19 protein-coding genes are annotated in these 23,121 nt (G+C 72.3%); 8 read left to right on the top strand and 11 right to left on the bottom strand.

All coding sequences use genetic code 11. The annotated features are described in order from the left end of the window. Positions 1-5: 5 nt before the first annotated feature. Positions 6-782, bottom strand: a complete 777-nt coding sequence (locus JQN84_RS04805) for a DeoR/GlpR family DNA-binding transcription regulator (RefSeq protein WP_204957153.1) — start codon at positions 780-782, stop codon at positions 6-8. A gap of 40 nt (positions 783-822) precedes the next feature. Further along, the gene (locus JQN84_RS04800) at positions 823-2,868 is read right to left on the bottom strand and encodes a beta-galactosidase (RefSeq protein ID WP_204957151.1); all 2,046 of its coding nucleotides are present in this window, start codon (positions 2,866-2,868) and stop codon (positions 823-825) included. A gap of 282 nt (positions 2,869-3,150) precedes the next feature. On the opposite strand from JQN84_RS04800, the gene JQN84_RS04795 reads away from it, so the two are divergent. From JQN84_RS04795 to JQN84_RS04780, 4 genes are all read left to right on the top strand, one after another. Next, complete coding sequence (locus JQN84_RS04795; RefSeq protein WP_204957149.1) at positions 3,151-4,476, top strand: ABC transporter substrate-binding protein; 1,326 nt, start codon at positions 3,151-3,153, stop codon at positions 4,474-4,476. 22 nt (positions 4,477-4,498) lie between these two features. Next, positions 4,499-5,458 (top strand): carbohydrate ABC transporter permease, encoded by a 960-nt coding sequence (locus tag JQN84_RS04790; RefSeq protein ID WP_204957147.1) that lies wholly within the window; start codon positions 4,499-4,501, stop codon positions 5,456-5,458. Next, positions 5,455-6,375: a carbohydrate ABC transporter permease gene (locus JQN84_RS04785; protein ID WP_204924071.1), complete on the top strand. Its 921-nt coding sequence runs from the start codon at positions 5,455-5,457 to the stop codon at positions 6,373-6,375. Before JQN84_RS04790 ends, JQN84_RS04785 begins: the two co-directional genes overlap by 4 nt. A 152-nt stretch (positions 6,376-6,527) precedes the next feature. After that, complete coding sequence (locus JQN84_RS04780; RefSeq protein ID WP_204957145.1) at positions 6,528-8,723, top strand: alpha-galactosidase; 2,196 nt, start codon at positions 6,528-6,530, stop codon at positions 8,721-8,723. Between the two features lie 83 nt (positions 8,724-8,806). Here the strand turns inward: JQN84_RS04780 and JQN84_RS04775 are convergent, their stop codons facing one another. After that, positions 8,807-10,195, bottom strand: a complete 1,389-nt coding sequence (locus JQN84_RS04775; protein WP_204957143.1) for a cellulase family glycosylhydrolase — start codon at positions 10,193-10,195, stop codon at positions 8,807-8,809. 382 nt (positions 10,196-10,577) lie between these two features. On the opposite strand from JQN84_RS04775, the gene JQN84_RS04770 reads away from it, so the two are divergent. After that, positions 10,578-11,540: a TIGR03557 family F420-dependent LLM class oxidoreductase gene (locus JQN84_RS04770; protein WP_204957142.1), complete on the top strand. Its 963-nt coding sequence runs from the start codon at positions 10,578-10,580 to the stop codon at positions 11,538-11,540. Between the two features lie 165 nt (positions 11,541-11,705). Here the strand turns inward: JQN84_RS04770 and JQN84_RS04765 are convergent, their stop codons facing one another. From JQN84_RS04765 to JQN84_RS04730, 8 genes are all read right to left on the bottom strand, one after another. Next, on the bottom strand, positions 11,706-12,818 hold the full coding sequence (locus tag JQN84_RS04765) for a hypothetical protein (RefSeq protein ID WP_204957141.1): 1,113 nt from the start codon (positions 12,816-12,818) through the stop codon (positions 11,706-11,708). Next, the gene (locus JQN84_RS04760) at positions 12,815-13,333 is read right to left on the bottom strand and encodes a SigE family RNA polymerase sigma factor (RefSeq protein WP_204957139.1); all 519 of its coding nucleotides are present in this window, start codon (positions 13,331-13,333) and stop codon (positions 12,815-12,817) included. Before JQN84_RS04760 ends, JQN84_RS04765 begins: the two co-directional genes overlap by 4 nt. A 91-nt stretch (positions 13,334-13,424) precedes the next feature. Continuing rightward, positions 13,425-14,249: an endonuclease/exonuclease/phosphatase family protein gene (locus JQN84_RS04755; RefSeq protein WP_204957137.1), complete on the bottom strand. Its 825-nt coding sequence runs from the start codon at positions 14,247-14,249 to the stop codon at positions 13,425-13,427. Between the two features lie 10 nt (positions 14,250-14,259). Then, positions 14,260-15,753 carry a phosphatase PAP2 family protein gene (locus JQN84_RS04750; protein ID WP_204957135.1) on the bottom strand — a complete coding sequence of 498 codons (1,494 nt, stop codon included), beginning with the start codon at positions 15,751-15,753 and terminating at the stop codon, positions 14,260-14,262. Positions 15,754-15,836: 83 nt separating this feature from the next. After that, a complete protein-coding gene (locus JQN84_RS04745) occupies positions 15,837-16,838 on the bottom strand; it encodes a YihY/virulence factor BrkB family protein (RefSeq protein WP_204957133.1) in 1,002 nt (333 codons plus the stop codon). Next, positions 16,831-17,838, bottom strand: a complete 1,008-nt coding sequence (locus tag JQN84_RS04740; RefSeq protein WP_204957131.1) for a diacylglycerol/lipid kinase family protein — start codon at positions 17,836-17,838, stop codon at positions 16,831-16,833. The genes JQN84_RS04745 and JQN84_RS04740 overlap by 8 nt, the downstream gene beginning before the upstream one ends. Positions 17,839-17,941: 103 nt before the next feature. Beyond that, positions 17,942-18,520: a Clp protease N-terminal domain-containing protein gene (locus JQN84_RS04735; protein ID WP_204957130.1), complete on the bottom strand. Its 579-nt coding sequence runs from the start codon at positions 18,518-18,520 to the stop codon at positions 17,942-17,944. Next, positions 18,520-18,756, bottom strand: coding sequence for an HTH domain-containing protein (locus JQN84_RS04730; protein ID WP_088642213.1), 237 nt, complete (start codon positions 18,754-18,756; stop codon positions 18,520-18,522). The genes JQN84_RS04735 and JQN84_RS04730 overlap by 1 nt, the downstream gene beginning before the upstream one ends. Before the next feature lie 115 nt (positions 18,757-18,871). Between JQN84_RS04730 and JQN84_RS04725 the strand changes: the two genes are divergently transcribed. From JQN84_RS04725 to JQN84_RS04715, 3 genes are all read left to right on the top strand, one after another. Beyond that, a complete protein-coding gene (locus tag JQN84_RS04725; protein ID WP_204957128.1) occupies positions 18,872-19,699 on the top strand; it encodes a PP2C family protein-serine/threonine phosphatase in 828 nt (275 codons plus the stop codon). 53 nt (positions 19,700-19,752) lie between these two features. Continuing rightward, positions 19,753-20,583, top strand: a complete 831-nt coding sequence (locus JQN84_RS04720; protein WP_204957127.1) for a universal stress protein — start codon at positions 19,753-19,755, stop codon at positions 20,581-20,583. 125 nt (positions 20,584-20,708) lie between these two features. Beyond that, the gene (locus JQN84_RS04715) at positions 20,709-23,111 is read left to right on the top strand and encodes a phosphoketolase family protein (RefSeq protein WP_204957125.1); all 2,403 of its coding nucleotides are present in this window, start codon (positions 20,709-20,711) and stop codon (positions 23,109-23,111) included. Positions 23,112-23,121: the final 10 nt, after the last annotated feature.

Raw genomic sequence — 23,121 nt, 5'->3', positions numbered from 1 at the left:
CAGGGTCAGTCGACCTCGACGACGACCAGCTCACCGACCTGTTCACCGATCTGCCGGCGGCCGTCCGCCGGCAGCCCGGCGTCGGTGATCAGCAGGTCGGCCTCGGCCAGCGGGGCGATGGTGGCGATGCCGATGGTCTCCCACTTGGTGTGGTCGGCCAGCACCACCAGGTGCCGGGCCGCCCCGATCAGCCGTTTGTTGACCGCCGCCTCCAGCAGGTTGGGGGTGGTGAACCCGGTGCGCGGGCTCATCCCGTGCACGCCGAGGAAGAGCAGATCCACGTTCAGGGTACGGATCGCCGCCTCGGCCACCGGCCCGGTCAACGCGTCCGACGGGGTACGGATGCCGCCGGTCAGCACCACCGTCTGGTCGACGCGCGGGTTCTGGTAGAGCGCGTCGGCGACCGGGATCGAGTTGGTCACCACGGTCAGCCCGGGTACGTCGCCGAGCAGGGTGGCCAGCGCGGCGGTGGTGGTGCCGGCCGACAGCGCGACGGCCATCCCCGGCTCGACCATCCGGGCGGCCCGGCCGGCGATGGCCCGTTTCTCGCCCTGCTGGCGGACCGACTTCGCGGCGAAGCCGGGTTCCTCGGCGGACCCGGGGCCGGCCAGGGTCGCCCCGCCGTGCACCTTGTCGACCAGCCCCCGTTCGGCGAGCACCTCCAGGTCGCGGCGGATCGTCATGTCGGAGACGCCGAACCGGCTGACCAGGTGACTGACCCGCACCCCGCCGCGCTGCCGGATCAGCTCCAGGATGGCGTTCTGCCGTTGCTGAGCGAGCATCGAACCTCCCAACCGCGCGGACGAGGGAACGGTACGCAGGTCAGGCCGCTGCGGCCGGGGACGGTTCACCCGCTGGGACCGCCCCGCCCACCGCCGGTTCCTCCCGGACCACGGCCACCTCGCCGGCCGGCACCCGCAGCGTGCCGCCGCAGGGTTGCCCGGTGAGCAGGTCGGTGCCGGTCACGTCGAGGGTCGCCTCGGCGTCGGTGTGGTTGACCACGAACAGCCAGGACCGGTCGTCGGCGCGGCGGCGGACCACCTCGACGCCGGTCGGTGCGGCTACCGGCGGGCGTACCCCGGCCTCGGTGAGCAGCCGGCCCACCAGGGCGTCGGTGGCCGCCTCGTCGAGCCGGGTGGCCAGGTACCAGGCGGTGCCGTCGCCGACCCGGTGCCGGGTCAGCGCGGGCACGCCCGGCAGCGGACCGTCCTCGTAGGACGCGACGACCTCCGCGCCGGTCGGGTGCAGCCACTCGGTCCACACGTCGGCGGTGGACCCGTCGTCGAGGGTCACCCGCTCGCCGGCCAACAGCGGGAAGAACTCTTCGGTACGCACCCCGAGCAGGTCCCGGAACGCCCCCGGGTAGCCGCCGAGCCGGATGTGGTCGTGCTCGTCGACGATCCCGCTGAAGTACGTCACCAGCGCCGTCCCGCCTGCGGCCACGTACCGGCGCAGCGCCTCGGCGTCGACGTCGCGGACCAGGTAGAGGGTGGGGACGAGGACCAGCCGGTAGCCGGACAGGTCGGCCGACGGGTGCACCACGTCGGCGGTGACCCCGGCCCGCCACAGCGCGTCGTAGAGCGCCCGCATCCGGTCGGGGTAGGTGACGTCGACGCTGGGGTGGGAGTCCAACTCGACCCCCCACCACGCCTCCCAGTCGAACAGGATCGCCACCTCGGCCTCGACCCGGCTGCCGCGTACCTCGGCCAGGGCCTTGAGGTCGGCACCGAGCCGGCAGACCTCGTCGAAGACCTTGGTGTCCGGGCCGGCGTGCGGGACCAGGGCGGAGTGGTACTTCTCCGCGCCCGCCCGGGAGGCCCGCCACTGGAAGAACAGCACCCCGTCGGCACCGCGCGCCACATGGGTGAGGCTGTTGCGGCGGAGTTGGCCGGGGGTCTTGGCGACGTTGCGGGGCTGCCAGTTGACCGCGCTGGTGGAGTGTTCCATCAGCAGCCACGGGTCGCCGCCGGCCACGCTGCGGGTCTGGTCGGCGGCGAACGACAGGCCGAGGTGGGCGTCCGGGTCGGTGGCCATGAGGTAGTGGTCGTTGGCGACCAGGTCGACGTCGGACGCCCACGAGTGGTAGTCCATGTGCTTGGCCATGCCGATCATGAAGTTGGTGGTGACGGGCTGCCGGACCCGCCGCTTGAGCACCTCCCGCTCGGCGCGGAGCTGGGCCCGCTGCTCGTCGGAGGAGAAGCGTAGGAAGTCGAGCTGCTGGGTGGGGTTGGCGATGGTCAGCGTGGACCGGGGCGGGTTGATCTCGGCCCAGTCGTGGTAGCGCTGGCTCCAGAAAGCGGTGCCCCAGGCGTCGTTGAGCCGGTCGAGGTCGCCGTAGCGCTCCCGCAGCCAGCCCCGGAACGCCTCGGCGCTGACGTCGCAGTAGCAGTGCACGTTGTGGCAGCCCAGCTCGTTGGAGACGTGCCACATGACGACGGCGGGGTGCTCGGCGTACCGGTCGGCGACCGCGTCGACCAGGGCGAGCGAGCGCTCCCGGAAGATCGGCGAGCTGGGGCAGTACGCCTGCCGTCCGCCGGGCCACAGCACGCCGCCGCCGACGGCGCGGGGCAGCGTCTCGGGGTGCCGGTGGGCCAGCCACGGCGGCGGGCTGGCGGTGGCGGTGGCCAGGTCGACCTGGATTCCCCCGGCGTGCAGGACGTCGAGGGCGCGGTCGAGCCAGTCGAACTCGTACCGGCCGGGGGCGGGTTCGAGCAGGGCCCAGGAGAAGATCCCGACCGAGACGAGGTTGACCCCGGCCCGGCGCATGAGCGCGACGTCGTCGGCCCAGACCTGCTCGGGCCACTGCTCGGGGTTGTAGTCGGCGCCGAAGTAGATTCCGTCGCCCTGCCAGGTGCCGTGTTGCCGCATGAGAGCAGAGCGTGCCCCTAGCGGTCGATCAAGTCAACACTTTCCAACACGGACCCGCTTTCCAACGTTTACCACCGGGATCCCGTACGGCTCCGGCGATACCGATCCGGAGCTGCCCTCTTGACAGGCGCGTACGGACGGGTAGCTTCAAGCGCCACCGGGAGTTTGTGTTTGCCAATGTTCGTTCTCGGTGGATCTATGTTGGCATTCCCGAACAGCCGCTCCCCCACCACCACTGACGGCCCTCGGGCGCAGCGCACCTCTTCTTCCGCAGGAGGCACCATGTCCCGTCCCCGCACCGAAGCCGAGTATCTCGCCCGGCTCGTCCCGTCCTCCGTCGCCGGCATCGGACGACGTTCCCTGCTCACCGGAGTCGGCGCGGGCGCGCTGATCGGCACCGGGCTGCTCGCCGGCTGCGGCTCCGACTCCGACTCGGGCAGCGACAGCAAGGAGGTGTCGGTCGGCTCCAACCAGTCCGACCCGCAGCCCAAGGGGGTCATCGCCAAGGTGATGGACGGGTTCACCACCTCGTCCGGCATCACCACCAAGATCAACACGGTGGACCACAACACCTACCAGGAGAACATCAACAACTACCTCCAGGGCAAGCCGGACGACGTGTTCATGTGGTTCGCCGGCTACCGGATGCGCTTCTTCGCCGCCAAGGGACTGGCCGGCGACATCAGCGACCTGTGGGGCAAGCTCTCCGGCTACTCCGACGCGTTCAAGAAGGCGTCCACCGGGGACGACGGCAAGCAGTACTTCGTACCCTCGTCGTACTACCCGTGGGCGGTGTTCTACCGCAAGTCGGTCTGGAAGCAGTACGGCTACCAGGTGCCGACCACCCTCGACCAGCTCACCACCCTCAGCGCCCAGATGAAGCGGGACGGCCTCACCCCGATCGCCTTCGCCGACAAGGACGGCTGGCCGGCGATGGGCACGTTCGACATCCTCAACCTGCGGATCAACGGCTACCAGTTCCACATCGACCTGATGGCGGGCAAGGAGGCGTGGACCTCCGACAAGGTCAAGAAGGTCTTCGACATCTGGGCCGGGCTGCTCCCGCTGCACCAGCCGGACAGCCTGGGCCGCACCTGGCAGGAGGCCGCCCAGTCGTTGCAGCAGAAGAAGAGCGGCATGTACCTGCTCGGCCTCTTCGTCGCCCAGCAGTTCGGCAACGACGAGCAGGACGACATCGACTTCTTCACCTTTCCCGAGATCGACCCGGCCATCGGGGCCAAGGCGCTGGACGCGCCGATCGACGGCTACATGCTGGCCCGCAAGCCGAAGGCCGAGGCCAACGCCAAGAAGCTGCTGGAGTTCGTCGGCTCCAAGGAGGCCGCCGACATCACGGTGAAGAACGACCCGACCACGCTGGTCGCCAACAGCGGCGCGGACACCAGCGGGTACACGGCCCTGCAGAAGAAGGCCGCCGAGCTGGTCGGCTCGGCCACCGAGATCGCCCAGTTCCTCGACCGGGACACCCGGCCGGACTTCGCCTCCACCGTGATCATCCCGGCGCTCCAGCAGTTCATCAAGAACCCCAAGGACATCGACGGGCTGGTCAACAGCATCGAGAACCAGAAGAAGTCGATCTTCACCAGCTGACGGCGAGAGGGGGAGGACCGTCGTGTCCGACCTGCCCCTGATCCAGGCGGATCACGCCGTGTCGTCGCCGGCCACGACCACCACCTCCCCGGGTGGTCGCGGCCGGCGGCTACGGCTCCTGTCCCGCACCGACCGCGTGGTGATCACGCTGATGGTGCTCGTACCGCTGCTGCTGGTGGTCGCGCTGGTCTGGCTGCCCGCACTGGCCACCGTGGCGCTCTCCGGCACCGACTGGGACGGCATCGGGCCGCTCAGCGAAATCGACTGGGTCGGCGGCCGGAACTACTCCGACGTGGTCAACATCTACCCGCCGTTCGTGCCGGCGCTGCAGAACAACCTGCTCTGGCTGGCCGCCCTGTTCGTGGTGGCCACCCCGTTCGGGATGTTCCTCGCCGTGCTGCTCGACAAGGAGATCCGGGGCAGCCGGTTCTACCAGACCGCGCTCTACCTGCCCGTGGTGCTCTCGCTGGCGCTGATCGGCTTCGTCTGGCAGCTCATCTACTCCCGCGACCAGGGGTTGCTCAACGCCGTCCTGGGCGGCCAGACCGACTGGTACGGCGACCCGAACGTCAACATCTGGGCGGTGCTGGTGGCGGCCGGCTGGCGGCACGTCGGCTACATCATGCTGCTCTACCTGGCCGGACTCAAGGGCGTCGACCCGTCGCTGCGGGAGGCCGCCTCGGTCGACGGCGCGTCGGAGACCAGCACCTTCTTCCGGGTGATCTTCCCGGTGCTGCGACCCATCAACATCATCGTGCTGGTGGTGACCGTGATCGAGTCGCTGCGCGCGTTCGACCTGGTCTGGGTGATCAACAAGGGCCGCAACGGGTTGGAGCTGATCTCCGCCCTGGTGACCCAGAACGTCGTCGGCGAGGCCAGCCGGATCGGCTTCGGCTCCGCCCTGGCGACGATCATGCTGGCCGTCTCGCTGGTCTTCATCACCATCTACCTGGCCGTCGTCATGAGGGAGAACCGGCGATGAGCGCGTCGACCGTGACCCGACCACCGGCGTCGACGCCGACGGCGAAGCCGGCCCCGCGCCGCCGGCCGCTGCGCCCCGCCCGGGTGGTGCTGCACCTGTTCCTCGGCGCGGTCGCCGTCGGTTGGCTCTTCCCGATCCTCTGGGCGGTGCTGACCTCGCTGCGCTCGTACGCCTACACCGCCGCCAACGGGTACGTCTCGTTCGGCGGGTGGACGTTCGACAACTACGTCACCGCCTGGCAGACCGCCGAGTTCGGCAAGCACTTCCTCAACTCGGTCTACATCACCGTCCCGGCGGTGCTGCTGACCCTGTTCCTCGCCTCGTGCGTGGCGTTCGTGATCGCCCGGTTCAGCTGGAAACTCAACATCGTCCTGCTCGGGCTGTTCACCGCCGCCAACCTGCTGCCCCAGCAGGCGCTGCTGATCCCGCTGTTCCGGATCTTCACCGAGGTGCCGCTGCCGGAGTTCATGAGCGACTCCGAGTTGCTCTACGACAGCTACTGGGGGCTGATCCTGGTCAACGTCGCCTTCCAGTGCGGCTTCTGCGTCTTCGTGCTCAGCAACTACATGAAGGCGCTGCCCCGCGACCTGTACGAGGCGGCCATGGTGGACGGGGCGAGCATCTGGCGGCAGTACTGGCAGGTGACCATGCCGCTGTGCCGGCCGGCGCTGGCGGCCCTGGCCACCCTGGAGGTGACCTGGATCTACAACGAGTTCTTCTGGGCCACCGTGCTGATGCGCACCGGCGACAAGTTCCCGGTCACCAGCTCGCTGAACAACCTGCGCGGCGAGTTCTTCACCGACAACAACCTGGTGTCGGCCGGCTCGGTGCTGGTCGCCATCCCCACCCTGGTGATCTTCTTCCTGTTGCAGAAGCAGTTCGTCAAGGGCCTGACCCTGGGCGCGTCCAAAGGCTGAGTCACCGCACCCACCCACCCATGCGCGCGAGAGCGGTATTCCTGGCAGGCATGAATATGACCCACAGGCATACCGCTCTCACGCGGTACTGACACCCGGCGACCTCACCCACCGTGACGGACGCCGACGCGCCCGCACCGGAGATGAGCGCCATGACCGATCCGACCATGATCCACCTGCGCCGGGGCCACACCAGCCTGGTGCTCGATGCACGCGGCCCGGAGCTGCCCCGGGTCGTGCACTGGGGCACCGACCTCGGCCCGGTGCCCGCCGACGACCTGCCGGCCCTGGTCGACGCCACCGTGCCGCCGGTGGTGCCGAGCAGCTTCGACGCGCCGACCGTGCTGTCCCTGCTGCCCGAGGCGAGCGCCGGCTGGAGTGGCCGGCCCGGCCTCGCCGGCCACCGCCACGGACGGGACTGGTCGACCGCCTTCCGCCTCGACACGATCGACGTCGATGATCCGCGTGACGACGTGGGGGACGCGGTGCGCGTACCCGGTGAGGAGGATGACCGGGGCGGAGTCGGCGCGGCGCGGGTGACCGTGCGGGCGACGGACCCGGGCGTCGGGTTGACCCTGACTATCGAGGTCACCCTCGACCCGGTCGGGGTGCTGACCGTGCGGCACCGGCTACGCAACGACGCCGACCAGCCCTACGAGGTACGTGAGCTGACACCGACACTGCCGGTGCCGGCGGTCGCCACCGAACTGCTCGACCTGACCGGGCGGTGGTGCCGCGAACGCGCACCGCAACGGCACCCGTGGCCGCACGGCGCGTGGGTGCGCGAGGGTCGGCACGGGCGCACCGGGCACGACGCCACCCTGCTGCTGGTCGCCGGCACCGCCGGGTTCGGCTTCGGCCACGGCGAGGTGTGGGCGGTGCACACCGCGTGGAGCGGCGACCACGTGACCGTCGCCGAACGCCGCCCGACCGGGGAGTCCACCCTCGGCGGCGGGGAACTGCTCGCCCCCGGCGAGATCGTCCTCGGCCCTGGCGAGGAGTACGCCACCCCGCTGCTCTACGCGGTGCACTCCACCGCCGGGCTGGACGGGCTCAGCGACCTGCTGCACACCCACCTGCGGGCCCGGCCGGAACACCCCCGCACGCCGCGCCCGGTCACCCTCAACGTGTGGGAGGCCGTCTACTTCGACCACGACCTGGACCGGCTGCGCACCCTCGCCGACCGGGCCGCCGAGGTGGGGGTGGAACGGTTCGTCCTCGACGACGGCTGGTTCACCGGCCGCCGGCACGACCGGGCCGGCCTGGGTGACTGGCAGGTCGACGCCGACGTCTGGCCGGCCGGCCTGGGACCGCTCATCGAGCACGTACGCGGGCACGGGATGCAGTTCGGGCTCTGGGTCGAACCGGAAATGGTCAACCCCGACTCCGACCTGTTCCGCGCCCACCCCGACTGGGTGCTCACCGCGCCCGGCCGGCTGCCCCTGCCGTGGCGGCACCAGCAGGTGCTGGACCTGGCCAACCCGGCGGCGTACGCCCACCTGCTCGACCGGCTCGACGCGCTGCTGACCGGGAACCCCGGGATCAGCTACCTCAAGTGGGACCACAACCGGGACCTCACCGAGGCCGGGCACGCCGGCCGGCCCGGGGTGCACGGGCAGACCCTGGCGGCCTACCGGCTGCTCGACGAGCTACGCGCCGGGCACCCGCACCTGGAGATCGAAAGCTGCTCGTCCGGCGGGGCCCGGGTCGACCTGGAGATCCTACGGCGCACCGACCGGGTCTGGGCCAGCGACACCAACGACGCCCTGGAACGGCTGTCCATCCAACGCTGGACCGGGCTGCTGCTGCCCCCGGAGCTGATCGGCACGCACATCGGCCCGGGGCGCTCGCACACCACCGGCCGGGTGCACACCCTGGGCTTCCGGGCGGTCACCGCGCTCTTCGGCCACCACGGCATCGAATGGGACATCGTCACGATCGACGCCGAGGAGCGGGCCGAGTTGACCGCCTGGGTGGCCCTGCACAAGCGGCTCCGACCACTGCTGCACACCGGCCGGGTGGTCCGGATCGACCACCCGGACCCGGCCGTCCAGGCACACGGCGTCGTCGCCCACGACCGATCCCGCGCCGTGTACGCGGTGTCTCGGCTGGCCACCTCCGCCACGCAGACCCCCGGCCCGGTCCGCCTGCCCGGTCTCGACCCGGCCCGCCGCTACGCCGTCCGCCCGGCCGAGGGGGTGCCGGAGCCGGCGGCGATGCAGATCACCGGACCTCGCTGGCTGCCCACCGTGACGCTGCCCGGCTCGGTGCTGGCCACGGTGGGCCTGCACCTGCCGGCCCTGCACCCGGAACAGGCCCTCCTCCTGGAGGTCGACGCGACCGACTGACCGGCCCGGGTCCGGGCGCGTGATCGTCGCGGGCGGGGACGGGTGGTGGCCGGGCCCTCGGAGGGCCCGGCCACCCGGAGTGCTCAGTTCGCGGTGCAGGTCACCGTAGGCGTCGGGTTCACGCTGCTGCCGCTGCCGATGAAGCCGAAGGCGGTGCTGGCCCCGGCACCGAGCCGACCGTTGTAGTCGACGTTGCGGGCGGTCACGGTGCTGCCGCTGCTGCTCAGCGACGCGTTCCAGGCCTGGCTGACGGTCTGGCCGTTGGCGAAGGTCCACTTCGTCGTCCAGCCGTTGATGGCCGCGCTGCCGGCGGTCACCTTGACCTCACCCTGGAACCCGCCCTGCCACGAACCGATGGTCGTGTACGTCGCCGTGCAACCGCCGGTCGCCGGCGGGGTCGTGACCGGCGGGGTGGTGGGTGGCGTGGTCGGCGGCGTCGTGGGCGGGGTGGTCGGGGGCGTGGTCGGCGGGGTCGTCGGGGTGGTGCCGGAGTAGACCGACGCCTCCTTCGAGGTCGACTTGATGCCGTTGACGCCGTTGAAGATCCGCTGGCCCCAGGTGGTCAGGGCGGCCGGGTTGAAGTTGGTGGTCATGTCGAGGTACTCCACGCCGCCGCCGTTGCCGCTCCACGACCAGCCCAGGTAGCCGATCCCGTTGGCCTGGGTGTACGACAGGATGGTGTCCTCGTCGGGGTTGCCGTCGGAGTGGTCGAAGCCGAACTCACCCACCACGATGGGCAGCTTGGCGGTGCGGAACCGGCCCAGGTAGTCACTGATCTCGGCGGCGGTGTCGAAGACGCCGTACATGTGGATCGAGAAGACGGTGTTCTTCTGCGGGTCGGCGGCGAACACCCCGGCCGCGTTGTCGCGCATGGTGAACGACCAGTCCTGGCCCCAGTTCGGGGCGTCCACCATGATCGTGTGGCTGATGCCGCCGGCCCGCAGCCGCTTGATCGCGTTGGCGTTGTCGGTGGCCCAGGTGGCGTAGCCCTGGTTGCCGTACGGCTCGTTGCCGATGTTGACGATGACGTACCGCTCCTGGCCCTGCAGGGCACTGGCGATGCTCAGCCAGTAGTCGACCGCCCGGTCCAGGGTGATCGCCCCGGCCTGCTCGCCGTAGCCGGTGGTGTCGTGCACCTCCAGCACACAGATCAGCTTGTTGGCCCTGCAGAGCGAGATGACGTTGCTGACGTCGGCGGCGGTGTTCTTGGTCCAGCGGTCACCGCTGGCCAGCACCACCCGCACGGTGTTCGCGCCGAGCGCCTTGATGTTGGCGAAGGAGGTGGTCTGCTGCGGGTACCAGGTGTGGGCGTGGTTGACACCGCGCATGATGAACTCGTTGCCGTTGGCGTCGTAGAGCTTGCCACCGGAGACCGTGAAACCGGCTGCGGCCTGGGCCGGCTGGCCGAAGGCGAACACGGCGGCGAGGACGGTGAGCAGGGCGACGCCGGCGACGGAAAGTCGCTTCTTCATGGCTTTCCTCAGGAAGGGTCGACCCCGTTGCCCTGGCGGGGTGGCGATGCTGGTGACGGTGGCGCTCGGCTGCAGCCCGACAGCCGCCGCCGGAACTCCCTGGCCGCGTGCGGACCAGCGTAGGGCCACCGGGTCGGGAAGGCAACCGGTTAAGTTGCCTGCCTGTCCCCGCCGACCCTGTGGCGACCCACGCCGACCGCGAGCCGCCACAGGGGGCGGTCATCCCCACCACAGGATGTGACACCACCAGCCTGAACCGGTTAAGCCGGACCTTAGACCGCCCTCCCGTCACCGTCAAGAGGGACCCGGCCACACATCCGAGGTTGACCGGCACCGGCCAGGGGTATCCGGTGACGATCGTCGCCCGGAAGGAGAAACCAGGATGGTCCGCGTCGGCTACACCCTGATGTGCGAACAGACCGGCCCCAAGCAGTTGGTCGACCACGCGGTGCGGGCGGAGGCGGCCGGTTTCGACCAGCTGGTCATGTCCGACCACTACTATCCGTGGCTCGACGCGCAGGGCCACTCCCCGTACGCCTGGTCGGTGCTCGGCGCGGTCGCCCACGCCACCAGCCGGGCCGAGCTGATGTCCTTCGTGACCTGCCCGATCCGCCGCTACCACCCGGCGGTGGTGGCGCAGAAGGCCAGCACCATCGGGGTGCTCTCCGACGGGCGGTTCACCCTCGGCCTCGGCGCCGGGGAGAACCTCAACGAACACGTGGTCGGCGGCTGGCCGCACGTGCAGCAGCGGCACGAGATGTTCTCCGAGGCACTCCAGATCATCCGTCCGCTGCTCAACGGCGAGACGCTGACCTTCTCCGGCAACCACTTCGACGTCCCCGACGCCTACGTCTGGGACCGGCCGGAACGTCCCGTTCCGATGGCCGTCGCCGCGTCCGGGCCGTCGTCGGCCGCCCTCGCCGCCGAGTACGCCGACGGCATCGTCGCCACCGAACCCGACTCCCGGATCATCCAGCTCTACGACGACGCGGGCGGTGCCGGGCAGCCCCGCTACGGCCAGGTGGCCATCTGCTACGGCCCCGACGAGGCCGAGTGCCGCAAGATCGTGCACGACCAGTTCCGCTGGTTCGGCAGCGGCTGGAAGGTCAACGCCGACCTGCCCGACCCGGAGGCGTTCGCCGCCGCCACCCAGTTCGTCCGGGAGGAGGACGTCGCCGACGGCATCCCCTGCGGCCCCGACGTCGACCGGCACGTCGAGGCGTTCCGCGCCTTCGTCGACGCCGGCTTCACGCACGTGGCGATCGTCCAGGTCGGCGGGGACAGCCAGCCGGTGTTCCTGGACTGGGCGCAGGAACAGCTGCTGCCCCGACTGCGCGAACTGTGACCGCCGTGGCGGGTCGGGCCGGGTCGCGTACCCGGCCCGACCGGCCTCGACGCGTTGCGGCGGGCTCCGGCCGCACCCCACCCGACGGCCGTCCCGGACCGGTGGTCGACCTGCTCCTGTGACAAGGGCGGAGGGCGCGGCGTGTCCGCTCCCCGCCGGTCGACGTCACAGCGGACGCCAGGTCGATTCGTCGTCGTGGTCGGCGACCGGCCGGAGAGCGGCGGCCAGGTCCCGGGCCCCGTCCTCGCCGCCGAGCGCGGCGCTGCCCGCCGGACTCCCCGTTCCCACCATTGCCCGGCAGCCGGCGCAGCCGGGCACGCCACCGACCGACCAGGTGCCGGGCCCGTCATGCTGGACGAAGGTCCACGCCGGTCGGCCGTGCACGACGCCCGTCGGATCATCCGGCCGGTCGCCGCGCTCCAGGCCGACGGTCAGGTCCGCACCGGCAGCGGAGGAACCGGGGAGCCGGTAGTCGAGAGTGACCGTGTCCCACCGGCCGTCCCGCCAGCGCATCCGGGTCTGGTGGAGCCGGGCGTCCGACGGCAGCGCCACCGGCTGGAACGGCACCCGTACCGGATGCCGCTCCCACACCATCCCCTCGGCCACCCGCCGTAGCACCTCCGCAGGCCGGTCGACGGTGACAGCGGTGATCGTGACCCAGGCGTCCGGGGCGTACCGCCAGGACAGCACCGTCTCCTTGCCGTCGGGGCTGGTGTGCAGGAAGGCGGGATGCCCCTGCACCGGCTCGACAGGTGAACCCGGCGGGGTGGGCCACGGCGTCGGGCCGCTGCGTAGCTTCCCCGCGTTCCTGTTGTCCCGGGTCAACTGGTCGGTGAAGAAGTCCACCCCCCGCGCGCCCACGGTCACCGCGACGCTGCCGACCAACCTGCGGGCCTGGGTGCCCTCGAACGGCGTGTGCCGGGCCGCCCCGATCGTCTGCCGGTCCGCAGCGGTGGAGAGGCTCCGTTCGGGCAGGTCGGCCGGTAGCCAGGTCAACCGGAAGAGCTGCCGGGCCGGATCGAAGGCGGTCGGCGCGACCGTGGGCGGCCAGGTCCGGTCGGCCGGGGTCGGCGACTGTCGTACCCCCGGCAGGGCGGTGATGCCGAGCAGCGCCACGGCGGTGACCACCGCCGTGGCCGCCACGGCCAGCCGGCGGCGACGCCGTACCGTGCGCTCCCCCGCCGTCACCAACGCCGCTGCTTCCGGTCCTCCGGTCGGCAGGTCGTCGGCGGCCCGGGTCAGCATCTCCCGGACCTGGGTCTCGTCGTCGTGGATCATCGGGTCACCTCCGTCGGGTCCGCCAGCGGCAACTGCCGGCGCAGCGCGGCCAGCCCGCGCGCGGTCTGGCTCTTGACGTTTCCGGCCGAGCAGCCCAGCACCTCGGCGGTCTGCTCCACGCTCAGGTCGGCGTAGAAGCGCAACACCAGCACCACCCGCTGCCCGGGTGGCACCGCCGCCAACGCGGCCCGCACCGCGACCGTGTCCACCACCGCGTCGGTCGGCGGGGCACCCCTGGGCTCCGGCTCCGGCGGACGGTCGAACAGGCGCACCCCGAACCAGCGGGACCGACGCTCCTGCCGGAACGCGTTGACCAGCATCCGGTGCACGTACGCCCCGATGTCGTCGGCGGCCCGCGCCCGGTCCCACTGCACGTACAACCGGGTCAGGGTCTGCTGTACGACGTCGTCGGCACGGTGGGCGTCGCCCCCGGTGAGCAGGTACGCGGTCCGGCGCAGCTTCGGTGTCGCCGCCGTCACGAAGTCGACGTACTCCTGCCGTTGCGTCGCGTGCATCGACCACTCCCCGTCCCGGACGCTGGCACTGTCACCCGTAGCGATGGCGGTGGGGGCGCAAAGGGTTGCACGGGTTCCCGGGGCGGGCCGGTCAGGCCGGGTCGAGGTCCAGCTCGGCGACGACCGGGTAGTGGTCGGAGGCGTACTCGGTGTCGCCGCCGCGTACCACGTGGACGTCGCGCAGCCGGGCGGCGAGCGCCGGGGTGCCGAGCAGGTAGTCCAGCCGCATGCCGGAGAACTCGACGCCCCCGCCGTGCCGGGTCGGCGCGGTCAGTCCGGTCTCGGCCGACCCGGCCGGGTCAGCCGGTCCGGCGGCATGGGTCCAGAGGTCGACCAGGCCGCCGGCGAGCAGCCGGGCCACCGCCCGGGTGTCCACCGTCCGCCCGTCGCGGCGCAGGTGCCGCCGCCGGTACGCCGCCGGCAGCCGGGCCACCCGCCCGGTGTGGTCGGTGCCCGGGTCGAGGGTGTTCAGGTCACCGGCGAGCAGCGCCAGCTCCCCCGGTGCGCGGCGCACGGCTGCGGCGAGCCAGCCGGCCTCGATCCGCCGCCGCAGCCCGGTGTACGGGTCGAGGTGGGCGCTGAGCACGGTGAGCGGCCCGGCGCTGGTGGCCAGCTCGACCCGCTGCGCCGCGTGGTGCAACGGCCGACGTACCGGCCCGGCGGAGCGGATCCGCCACGGCGGGCGGACCAGCACCGCCACCGGCTGACCGAAACAGGTGCGGGCCAGGTGGGGGCGCATTCCCAGCCGCTCGGCGAACCCGGCCAGCACCCCCGGCCGGTCGAAGCCGCGCAGCTCCTGCACGGCCAGCACGTCGGGGGCCTGCGCGGTGACGACCCGGCACACCAGGTCCCGCCGGTCCGGGCCGGTACGGTCCCGGCCGCCGGTCCTGATGTTCCAGGTCATCACCCGCAGCACGGTCGGCGACTCACCCGGGCTGGCCGGCCTTGGCCAGCTCGTCGTCCAGCTCGTCGACCTGCTCCGACTCGATCTCGGGCCGGTTGCCCTGGTAGACGTCGGCGTTGGGCCGGATCACCCAGTAGAGCAGACCGATCCACAGGCCGCTGAGGATCAGCGCGCCCATGAAGTCGGTCGGGTGGTGCATGCCCCGGTACATGCGGGAGGTCGCCACCCCGACCGGCATGATCACGGCCATCGCCACGAAGAGCCACCGCCACCAACGGTCGGTACGGACGAACACGATGATCGCGATGACCAGCCAGAGGCAGGTGGTCGCGGCGATGTGCCCGGACGGGAAGGACGAGGTCGGCATCTGCCCGTCGAGGTTCTCCACCGCCGGGCGGGGCCGGTCCACCACCCGGGCCGAGGCGAGGAACAGGCTCAGCTCGCCGAAGAGCGCGAGCACCACGAAGAGCACCGGGCGCCACCGCTTCCAGATGGCCAGCACCAGCGGGCAGAAGACCAGTGAGACGATCAGGATCGCGTGGGTGTCGCCGAACTTGCTCCACCACCAGCTCAGCTCGGTGAGGAAGTCGGTGTGCCGGTCGGCGAACCAGCGCGGCACGTCGGTGTCCAGGGTCTCGAAGACGGTGCCCTTGGCGTGGTAGCTGACGTAGGTGCCGAAGCCGTACAGGGCACCGAAGACGATCACCCAGCCGACCAGCAGTTCGGCGACGGCCGAGCGGGGGTGCTCCAGCACGTGCTCCTCGGCCGGGGCGGGGGTGATCTTGTCGCCGGCCTCCGGTTCCAGCCCCTCGGTCAGCGGCGGCACCGGCCGGCCCCGCTCACGCCGCCACAGCCGGAAGGCGTACGCGGTGACGCCGAGCCAGGCCGCGCCGAGCAGCCAGCCACCGATCACGTCCGAGACGAAGTGCACGCCGAGCGCGATCCGGGTCAGCCCGATCAACGCCACCAGCACGGCGACGACGGCGATCGCCGGCTTGCGCCAGCGGGGCGACATGGCCGGCAGGAAGACCAGCAGCAGCGCCCCGTACGCGACGAACGAGCCGAGCGCGTGCCCGCTGGGGAAGCTGTTGCCGGGGGCGCTGGCGACCGGCACGTCGACCACCGGGCGGAGCCGGCCGACCAGGGCCTTGAGCGACGGGTCGAGGATCAGCCCACCCACCCCGGTGACGATCAGGTAGACCGCCAGCCGGGACTGGCGACGGATCAGCAGGGTGACCACGGCGATGGTGACCAGCCAGATCAGCACCGGCCGACCGCCCAGGTCGGTGACCGCCTGGAGTACGGTGACCAGCGCGTGGTGCGGGGCGACGAGCCCGTTGAACCACTCGGCCGCCTCGTGGTCGGCGTGGTACATCGGGCTCCACTGGAACCGGACGAGCATCAGCAGCAGCCCGAAGGCCACCCCCGCGCCGGCCACGGCCAGCAGGCCGACGACGCTCCGTTCGGCGAAATGGCCGAGCGGCCGTCGGGCCGTTGACTCCTTGACCGCGGTCACCCCGCACCTCCCTTGCGTCGACGTGGCGAGGCGCGCTGTACCCGATTCCGCCACCGCGTACACGCCCGTCCGGTGTGGCGGGCTCAGAGCGCGGTCATGTCACCGGTGTCGAACAGTTCGCCGCGCTCGGCGTCGGGCTCCCACAGGTCGGGTTGGGCGGGCTCCGGGGCCCCGATCCGCATCGCCTCCAACTGGGCGGCGAAGGACAGCCCGCCGAACAGCGCCATGCCGGTGAGGTTGGCCCACAGCAGCAGCGCCATCATCCCGGTCAACGCCCCGTACGTCTGGCCGAAGCCGCCGCCGAACTTGACGTACGCGGCGAGCAGCAGGCTGGCCAGCCACCACAGCGCGGTGGCGATGCCGGCGCCGAAGTAGAGCCAGGACAGACCTGGCTGTTTACGCCGGGGCGCGTGCCGGAAGATCACCGCCACCGCGACGACGGTCAGCACGAGGCTCAGCGGCCAGCGCACCACCTCCCACACCCCGGCGGCGAGATCACCCCACTCGTAGTGGCGCTGCACCGACTCGCCCATCGCCCCACCGCCGACCAGGATCAGGAAGCCGGCCAGCGCGGGCAGGCCGGCGACCACGGCGAGCACCGCCGCCCGCAGGTACTTCCACAGCGCCGGGCGGTCCCGTTCCACGCCGTAGATCCGGTTGGCGCCGCGCTCGATCTGGGCCATCGTGGTGGTCAGCGCGGCCAGGCCGGTGATCAGGCCGAGGGTCAGCGCCAGTTCGCCGGTGCTCTCGGTGCGGTCGCCCTCGCCGAGCAGCTCCTGCACCACCTGTTCGCTCTGCCCCGGGGTCAGCGCCAGCACGGTGTCGGCGACCACCCGGCCGCCCTCCTCGACGCCGAGGTCGCTGATCAGGCCGGTGAGCGCGATCAGGAACGGCACCACGGCGAGGCAGAGTTGCAGGGCGAAGGCCCGGGAGTGGCTGAACCCGTCGCCGTAGCGGAACCGGATGAACGCGTCCCGCATGAGCTGCCAGCCGCCGTGACGGCGCAGGGTGCGAAAGGCGTCGTCGGCGGAGAGTTCGTCCGACGCCATCAGCCGGGTCTCCGGGACGAGCCGGGTGCTACTCACGGCGGGCTTCCCCGACCAGCTTCTCCCCGCGCCGGGCCGCCGCGTCGGCGTCGTGGGCCAGGTCGGGGTCGCCGGCCGGGCGTGGCACGCAGAGCCACAGCGACTCGGGTCTGATCTCGGCGGTCAGGGTACGCCCCGGCGCGATCAGGTCGCCGTCGAGCTGCCGGGGCTGGGCCCGGTTGCTGGTGATGACGACCTTGCGGGCCCGGTGCACCTCCATCCGGGGGACGCTGCCCCGGCGGCGGACCAGCGCCCAGCCCATGGCGAGCCAGTGCCGCACCCGGTTGGGGGTGAGCACGGCCACGTCCAGCCAGCCGTCGTCGGGTTCGGCGTCGGTGAGCAGGCGCACCCCGCCCTGGAGCCGCCCGACGTTGGCGACGAGCACGGTGCGGGCGCGGCGACGCATCGGCGGCCGGTCGTCGATGCGGATGCTGAGCCGCATCGGGCGGTCCCGCAGGTGCTTCGCGGCCCCCACCACGTACGCGGGCCAGCCGATGCGGGCCTTGGTGGTCTCGGAGGTGTCCGCCAGCATCTGCGCGTCGAAGCCCATCCCGGCCATCACCGCGAAGCACTGGTCGTCGACGACGCCGACGTCGAGCCGGCGGCGGCCCCGTTCGACGGCCACCTGCAGGCCGGCGGCGAGGTCGTTGGAGAGCCCCAGGTTGGCGGCGAGCAGGTTGCCGGTGCCCTGGGGCAGCACGGCGAGTTCCACGTCGGTGCCGGCCAGCGCGGTGACGCAGGCCATCACCGTGCCGTCGCCGCCGCAGGCGAACACGAGTTCGGCGCCGGCGGCGACGGCCTGCTCGGTCTGCCCCCGGCCCGGGTCCTCGGCGCTGGTCTCGTACCAGGTGGGGGCGGGCCAGCCGGCGGCGGCGAGCGCCTCGTCCACGGTCGCGCGGAACCCGTCGAGATCGGTCACCTTGGTCGGGTTGACCACCACCGCCGAACGCGGGGGGCGGTCGCCGCCGGTCACCGTACGCTTCTGCTCTGCACCGTCCACGGCGTCAGTGTGCAGCACCCCGGCCCGGTCAGCGACCCGGCGACGACCGACGTTGCGTTGACCGCAAACAGGTTTGAGCCGGGCCGGACCGGGGGGTGGCTGGTCAGGCCGCCGTACGCAGCGCCGACTCGATCCGGCGGCGCAGGTCGTCGAGGTCCGCGCCGGCCTCGGTGAGCACCGTCGCGCCCAGGCCGCCGCCCTCGCGGAGCACGCCGAGCAGCAGGTGTTCGGTGCCGATGTGCCGGTGGCGCAGCCGCAGGGCCTCGCGGAGCGCCATCTCCAGTGCCGTGCGGGAACGCCGGGAGAGCGGCCCGCCGAGCGGTCGGCGCAGTCGCCACCGGCGGCGGGGGGCGGGGGCCGCCTCGCGCAGGGCGTCGGGGCCGAAGGTGTCCTCGATCCGGGCGACGATGGCCGCGAGGTCGATGCCGATCTCGCGTAGCGCGGCGGCGTCGGCCTCGCCGAGCCCCGTGCCGCCGTCGCCGGTCTGCCGCCTGATCCGGGCGCGCAGGTCGTCGGCGTCGAGGCCGGCGGCGGTGAGCACCCGGCAGGCGAGCCCGTCGCCGTCGGCCAGGACGGCGAGCAGCAGGTGTTCGGTGCCGACGGGTCGTTCCCCGTCGGCACGGGCCTGCTCAACCGCGTGCTGGACGACCGCGCGGGCGCGGTCGGTGAACCGTTCGAACATCATGCCTCCCCGGTGCCGTGGACCGCCGGTCGCCCGGCGTGCTTCTTGTGGACCGCCTGCCGGCTGACCTCGAGCGCGTCGGCGATCTCCTGCCAGGACCAGCCCTGTCGTCGGGCGTTGTCCACCTGGACCACCTCCAGCCGTTCGAGGAGCCGGCGCAGGGCGCGCACGGCGCGCAGGCCGACCCGGGGGTCGGTGCTGCCGGCGGCCGCCGCGAGTTCCGTCGCCTGACTCATGCTGTCAATTTACGTTGACACGCCTCAGGCGTCAACCCGAGTTGACAGCAGCGTCGCGTACCCGACACGACTCCGGACGGCCCGATCCGGCCGGCGGCGGTGCTACGGTCCGCTGGTGTTCCGTCGCCGCACCGCTGACCAGCCCGTCGAGGCGGCCCGCCGGCTGCCCGTCGGCCGGGTCGGGTGGGAGATCGCCGGCGGCACCGTGGCCGGCCACCGGTACTCCGCCAACTTCGACGCCCTGCACGTCGACCCCGACCTGCCGTTCGCGGTGGTCGTCGACGGCATGGGCGAGGGCGAGGGCAGCCGCGTCGCCGGCGACACCGCCCGCGACACCCTGCACGAACTGGTCCGCGCCGGCTGGCCCGCCGTCGGCCCGCGCGAGCTGCGCGCCGCGATCGCCGAGGCCCAGATCCGGGTACGCCGGGCCGGCGCCGCCATCGACGAGCTGGCCGGCTGCACCCTGACCGCCATGCTCGCCCAGCCCGACGGCGAGCTGGCCTGGATCGTCCAGCTCGGCGACTCGCGGGCCTACCGGCTACGCGACGGGCTGCTGGAGCTGGTGACCGTGGACCACACGATGGCCTGGCTCGGGGTGCTGCACGGCTGGTGGCCGGCGAACTCCCGGGAGGCCGCCCGCGCCCGCTACCAGCTGCTGCGCTACCTCGGCCACCCCGACCGGCCGGACCCGGACCTGCTCGGGGTGCCGCTGCGCCCCGGCGACACCTGGCTGCTGTGCACCGACGGGGTCAGCGACCAGCTCGACTACCACCGGCTGCGGGACCTGCTCGCCGAGCCGGACCCCACCCGGGCGGTACGCGGCCTGCTCGCCGCCAGCCTGGCCGAGGGGGGCAGCGACAACGCCACCGCCGTCGTGCTGCGCGTCCACCCGGCGGGCACCCGTCCGACTGATCCGGCTCCACCGCCCGCCCGCCGCGACTAGCGTCGGTTCCGACGGCGTGCCCGCGCCGTGCGGATTCCCGGGAGGTGAACCGGATGACCGGGTCCACGGGCGGGCCGGTGGTGGTCGGGGTCGGGCCGGCACCGGCCGACCTCGCGGTGGTCCGGCTGGCCGCCCGGGAGGCCGCCGCGCACGGCCGGGGCCTGGCCCTGCTGCACGCCTTCAACTGGGAGGCCGCCCTCGCCGCCCCGTCGGTGGCCGGCAGCCGGGACGCCGCCGAGGACCTGGTCGCCCGCGCCGCCACGGCCGCCAACGAGGTCGAACCGGCGGTGCCGGTCAGTGGGGAGATCGTCGAGGGGGCGCCGGTCGAGGCCCTGATCCGCCGCTCCGGGACGGCGTTCCTGGTGGCCATCGGGGACGGCGGGATGGCCGGCTGCGGCGGCTGCGTACCGGCCGACGCCCCGGCCGTGCAGCTCGCCGCCCGCGCCGGCTGCCCGGTGCTGGTCGTCCGCCGCGACCCACCGCCCCCGGGCCCGGTGCTGGTCGGCGTGGACGGCTCGGCCAGTTCCCGGGTCGCGCTCGGCTTCGCCTTCGGGTGTGCCGCCCGCCGGCAGGCCCGGGTCATCGCGGTCCGGGTGATCGAGCCGGAACGACCCGACGACGGCGACGACGTGCTCCGCACGCTGGTCGGCCAGGCCCGCCGGCACCACCCGGACGTGCCGGCGGAGTGCCACACCGTACGCGGCGACCCCGGCACCGTCCTGGTGGAGCAGTCCCGCTCGGCGCAGGTGGCACTGGTCGGCGCGCGGGGCGACCAGCCGGGGCGGGGAATGCTGGGCGAGGTGAGCCAGACCCTGCTGTACCACGCGCCCACGCCGGTCATCGTCGTCCGTGGACTGGTTTCCGCCGGGGCGGGCGGGGCATGACGTCCCCAACGGCCGGGACCAACGGCCCTGACCGGTGACCGGGCGATCACGAAGACTGGGTCTGCCCGGGGCGAATCGGCGCTTCCGGGTGCAGAACCCCCCGACCCGCGAGAGGCTTTGGCAGCATGGACACCGCTCTCGACCTGCACAGCCCCCTGACCGACGACGAGCTGCGCCGGCTGGACGCCTACTGGCGGGCGGCGAACTACCTCACCGTCGGGCAGATCTACCTGCTCGACAACCCGCTGCTGCGCGAGCCGCTCGCCCCCGAGCACGTCAAGCCCCGGCTGCTCGGCCACTGGGGCACCAGCCCCGGCCTGAACCTGCTCTACGCCCACCTCAACCGGGTCATCGTCAACCGGGACCTGTCGGCCATCTTCGTCACCGGCCCCGGCCACGGCGGCCCGGCCCTGGTGGCGAACACCTGGCTGGAGGGCACCTACAGCGAGCTGTACCACTCGGTCAGCCGCGACGAGACCGGCATGCAGCGGCTGTTCCGCCAGTTCTCCTTCCCCGGCGGCATCCCGAGCCACGTGGCACCGGAGGTGCCGGGTTCGATCCACGAGGGCGGCGAGCTGGGGTACGCCCTGAGCCACGCCTACGGCGCCGCCTTCGACAACCCGGACCTGCTGGTGGCCTGCGTCATCGGCGACGGCGAGGCGGAGACCGGTCCGCTGGCGGGGAGCTGGCAGTCCAGCGTCTTCCTCAACCCGGCCCGCGACGGCGCGGTGCTGCCGATCCTGCACCTCAACGGCTACAAGATCGCCAACCCGACGGTCATGGACCGGATCCCCACCGAGGACCTGCTCAACCAGATGCGCGGCCACGGCTACCAGCCGTACCTGGTCGCCGGGGACGACCCCGAGCAGGTGCACCAGCTCCTCGCCGCCACCCTGGACCGGGCCTGCGACGAGATCGCCGAGATCCAGCGGGTGGCCCGCTCCGGCGGCCACGTCGAGCGCCCCCGCTGGCCGATGATCATCCTGCGGACCCCGAAGGGCTGGACCGGCCCGGCCCAGGTCGACGGCAAGCAGGTCGAGGGGACCTTCCGCGCCCACCAGGTGCCCATCGCCGAGGTACGCGACAACCCGGCGCACCGGGCCGAGCTGGAGCGCTGGCTGCGCAGCTACCGACCGGAGGAACTCTTCGACGCCACCGGCGCCCCGGTCGCCGAACTGACCGCGCTGCCGCCGAAGGGCGAGCGCCGGATGAGCGCCAACCCGGTCACCAACGGCGGTCGGGTGCTGCGCGACCTGACCCTGCCGGACTTCCGCGACTACGCCGTCGACGTCAAGCGGCCGGGTGAGCCGGTGGTCGGCGCGGCCGGGGTGCTCGGCACCTGGGTCCGCGACGTGATCACCGCCAACCCGCAGACCTTCCGGCTGTTCGGCCCGGACGAGGTCGCCTCCAACCGGCTCGGTGCCGCGTTCGAGGTCACCGACCGGTCCTTCGACGGCCGGATCGAGGCCACCGACGACCACCTCTCCCCCGACGGCCGGGTGATGGAGGTGCTCTCCGAACACCTCTGCGAGGGCTGGCTGGAGGGCTACCTGCTGACCGGCCGGCACGGCATCTTCACCAGCTACGAGGCGTTCATCCACATCGTCGACTCGATGGTCAACCAGCACGCCAAGTGGCTGAAGGTGACCCGGCACATCCCCTGGCGGGAGCCGATCGCCTCGCTGAACTACCTGCTCTCCAGCCACGTGTGGCGGCAGGACCACAACGGCTTCTCGCACCAGGACCCCGGCTTCATCGACCACGTGGTCAACAAGAAGGCCGAGGTGGTCCGGGTCTACCTGCCGCCGGACGGCAACACCCTGCTCTCCACCATGGACCACTGCCTGCGCAGCCGGCACTACATCAACGTGGTGGTGGCCGGCAAGCAGCCCGCCCCGAACTGGCTGACCATGGACGAGGCGGTCCAGCACTGCCGACGCGGCCTGGGCATCTGGGACTGGGCCAGCACCGACGAGGGCCAGGAGCCGGACGTGGTGCTCGCCTGCGCCGGTGACGTGCCCACCCTGGAGACCCTCGCCGCCGCCGACCTGCTCCACCAGCACCTGCCCGAGCTGAAGGTGCGGGTCGTCAACGTGGTCGACCTGATGCGGCTCCAGCCGTCGTCGGAGCACCCACACGGCCTGCCGGACAACGAGTTCGACACCATCTTCACCCGGGACAAGCCGATCATCTTCGCCTACCACGGCTACCCGTGGCTGATCCACCGGCTCACCTACCGCCGGGCCAACCACGACAACCTGCACGTGCGCGGCTACAAGGAGGAGGGCACCACCACCACCCCGTTCGACATGGTGATGCTCAACGACCTGGACCGCTTCCACCTGGTCATCGACGTCATCGACCGGGTGCCCGGCCTGGCCGCCCGCGCCGCCCACCTGCGCCAGGAGATGGTCGACACCCGGCAGGCGTGCCGCGACCACACCCGCCGCCACGGCGAGGACGACCCCCGGGTCGCCGAGTGGCGCTGGCTCCGCGAGACCCACCCGCAGCAGCTCGACGGGCAGTGACACCTCCGCG

The sequence above is a fragment of the Micromonospora humidisoli genome, assembly GCF_016900955.1.
GTDB classification, from domain to species: domain Bacteria; phylum Actinomycetota; class Actinomycetes; order Mycobacteriales; family Micromonosporaceae; genus Micromonospora; species Micromonospora wenchangensis.
This window is presented reverse-complemented; position numbering and strand designations above follow the sequence as displayed.

Bases quoted from the DNA above. Each gene is read 5' to 3' on its own strand.
- JQN84_RS04715 (WP_204957125.1), top strand. From the start codon at position 20,709: ATGGACACCGCTCTCGACCTGCACAGCCCCCTGACCGACGACGAGCTG.
- JQN84_RS04780 (WP_204957145.1), top strand. From the start codon at position 6,528: ATGACCGATCCGACCATGATCCACCTGCGCCGGGGCCACACCAGCCTG.
- JQN84_RS04785 (WP_204924071.1), top strand. From the start codon at position 5,455: ATGAGCGCGTCGACCGTGACCCGACCACCGGCGTCGACGCCGACGGCG.
- JQN84_RS04800 (WP_204957151.1), bottom strand. From the start codon at position 2,868: ATGCGGCAACACGGCACCTGGCAGGGCGACGGAATCTACTTCGGCGCC.
- JQN84_RS04805 (WP_204957153.1), bottom strand. From the start codon at position 782: ATGCTCGCTCAGCAACGGCAGAACGCCATCCTGGAGCTGATCCGGCAG.
- JQN84_RS04775 (WP_204957143.1), bottom strand. From the start codon at position 10,195: ATGAAGAAGCGACTTTCCGTCGCCGGCGTCGCCCTGCTCACCGTCCTC.
- JQN84_RS04720 (WP_204957127.1), top strand. From the start codon at position 19,753: ATGACCGGGTCCACGGGCGGGCCGGTGGTGGTCGGGGTCGGGCCGGCA.
- JQN84_RS04770 (WP_204957142.1), top strand. From the start codon at position 10,578: ATGGTCCGCGTCGGCTACACCCTGATGTGCGAACAGACCGGCCCCAAG.
- JQN84_RS04765 (WP_204957141.1), bottom strand. From the start codon at position 12,818: ATGATCCACGACGACGAGACCCAGGTCCGGGAGATGCTGACCCGGGCC.
- JQN84_RS04760 (WP_204957139.1), bottom strand. From the start codon at position 13,333: ATGCACGCGACGCAACGGCAGGAGTACGTCGACTTCGTGACGGCGGCG.
- JQN84_RS04795 (WP_204957149.1), top strand. From the start codon at position 3,151: ATGTCCCGTCCCCGCACCGAAGCCGAGTATCTCGCCCGGCTCGTCCCG.
- JQN84_RS04730 (WP_088642213.1), bottom strand. From the start codon at position 18,756: ATGAGTCAGGCGACGGAACTCGCGGCGGCCGCCGGCAGCACCGACCCC.
- JQN84_RS04735 (WP_204957130.1), bottom strand. From the start codon at position 18,520: ATGTTCGAACGGTTCACCGACCGCGCCCGCGCGGTCGTCCAGCACGCG.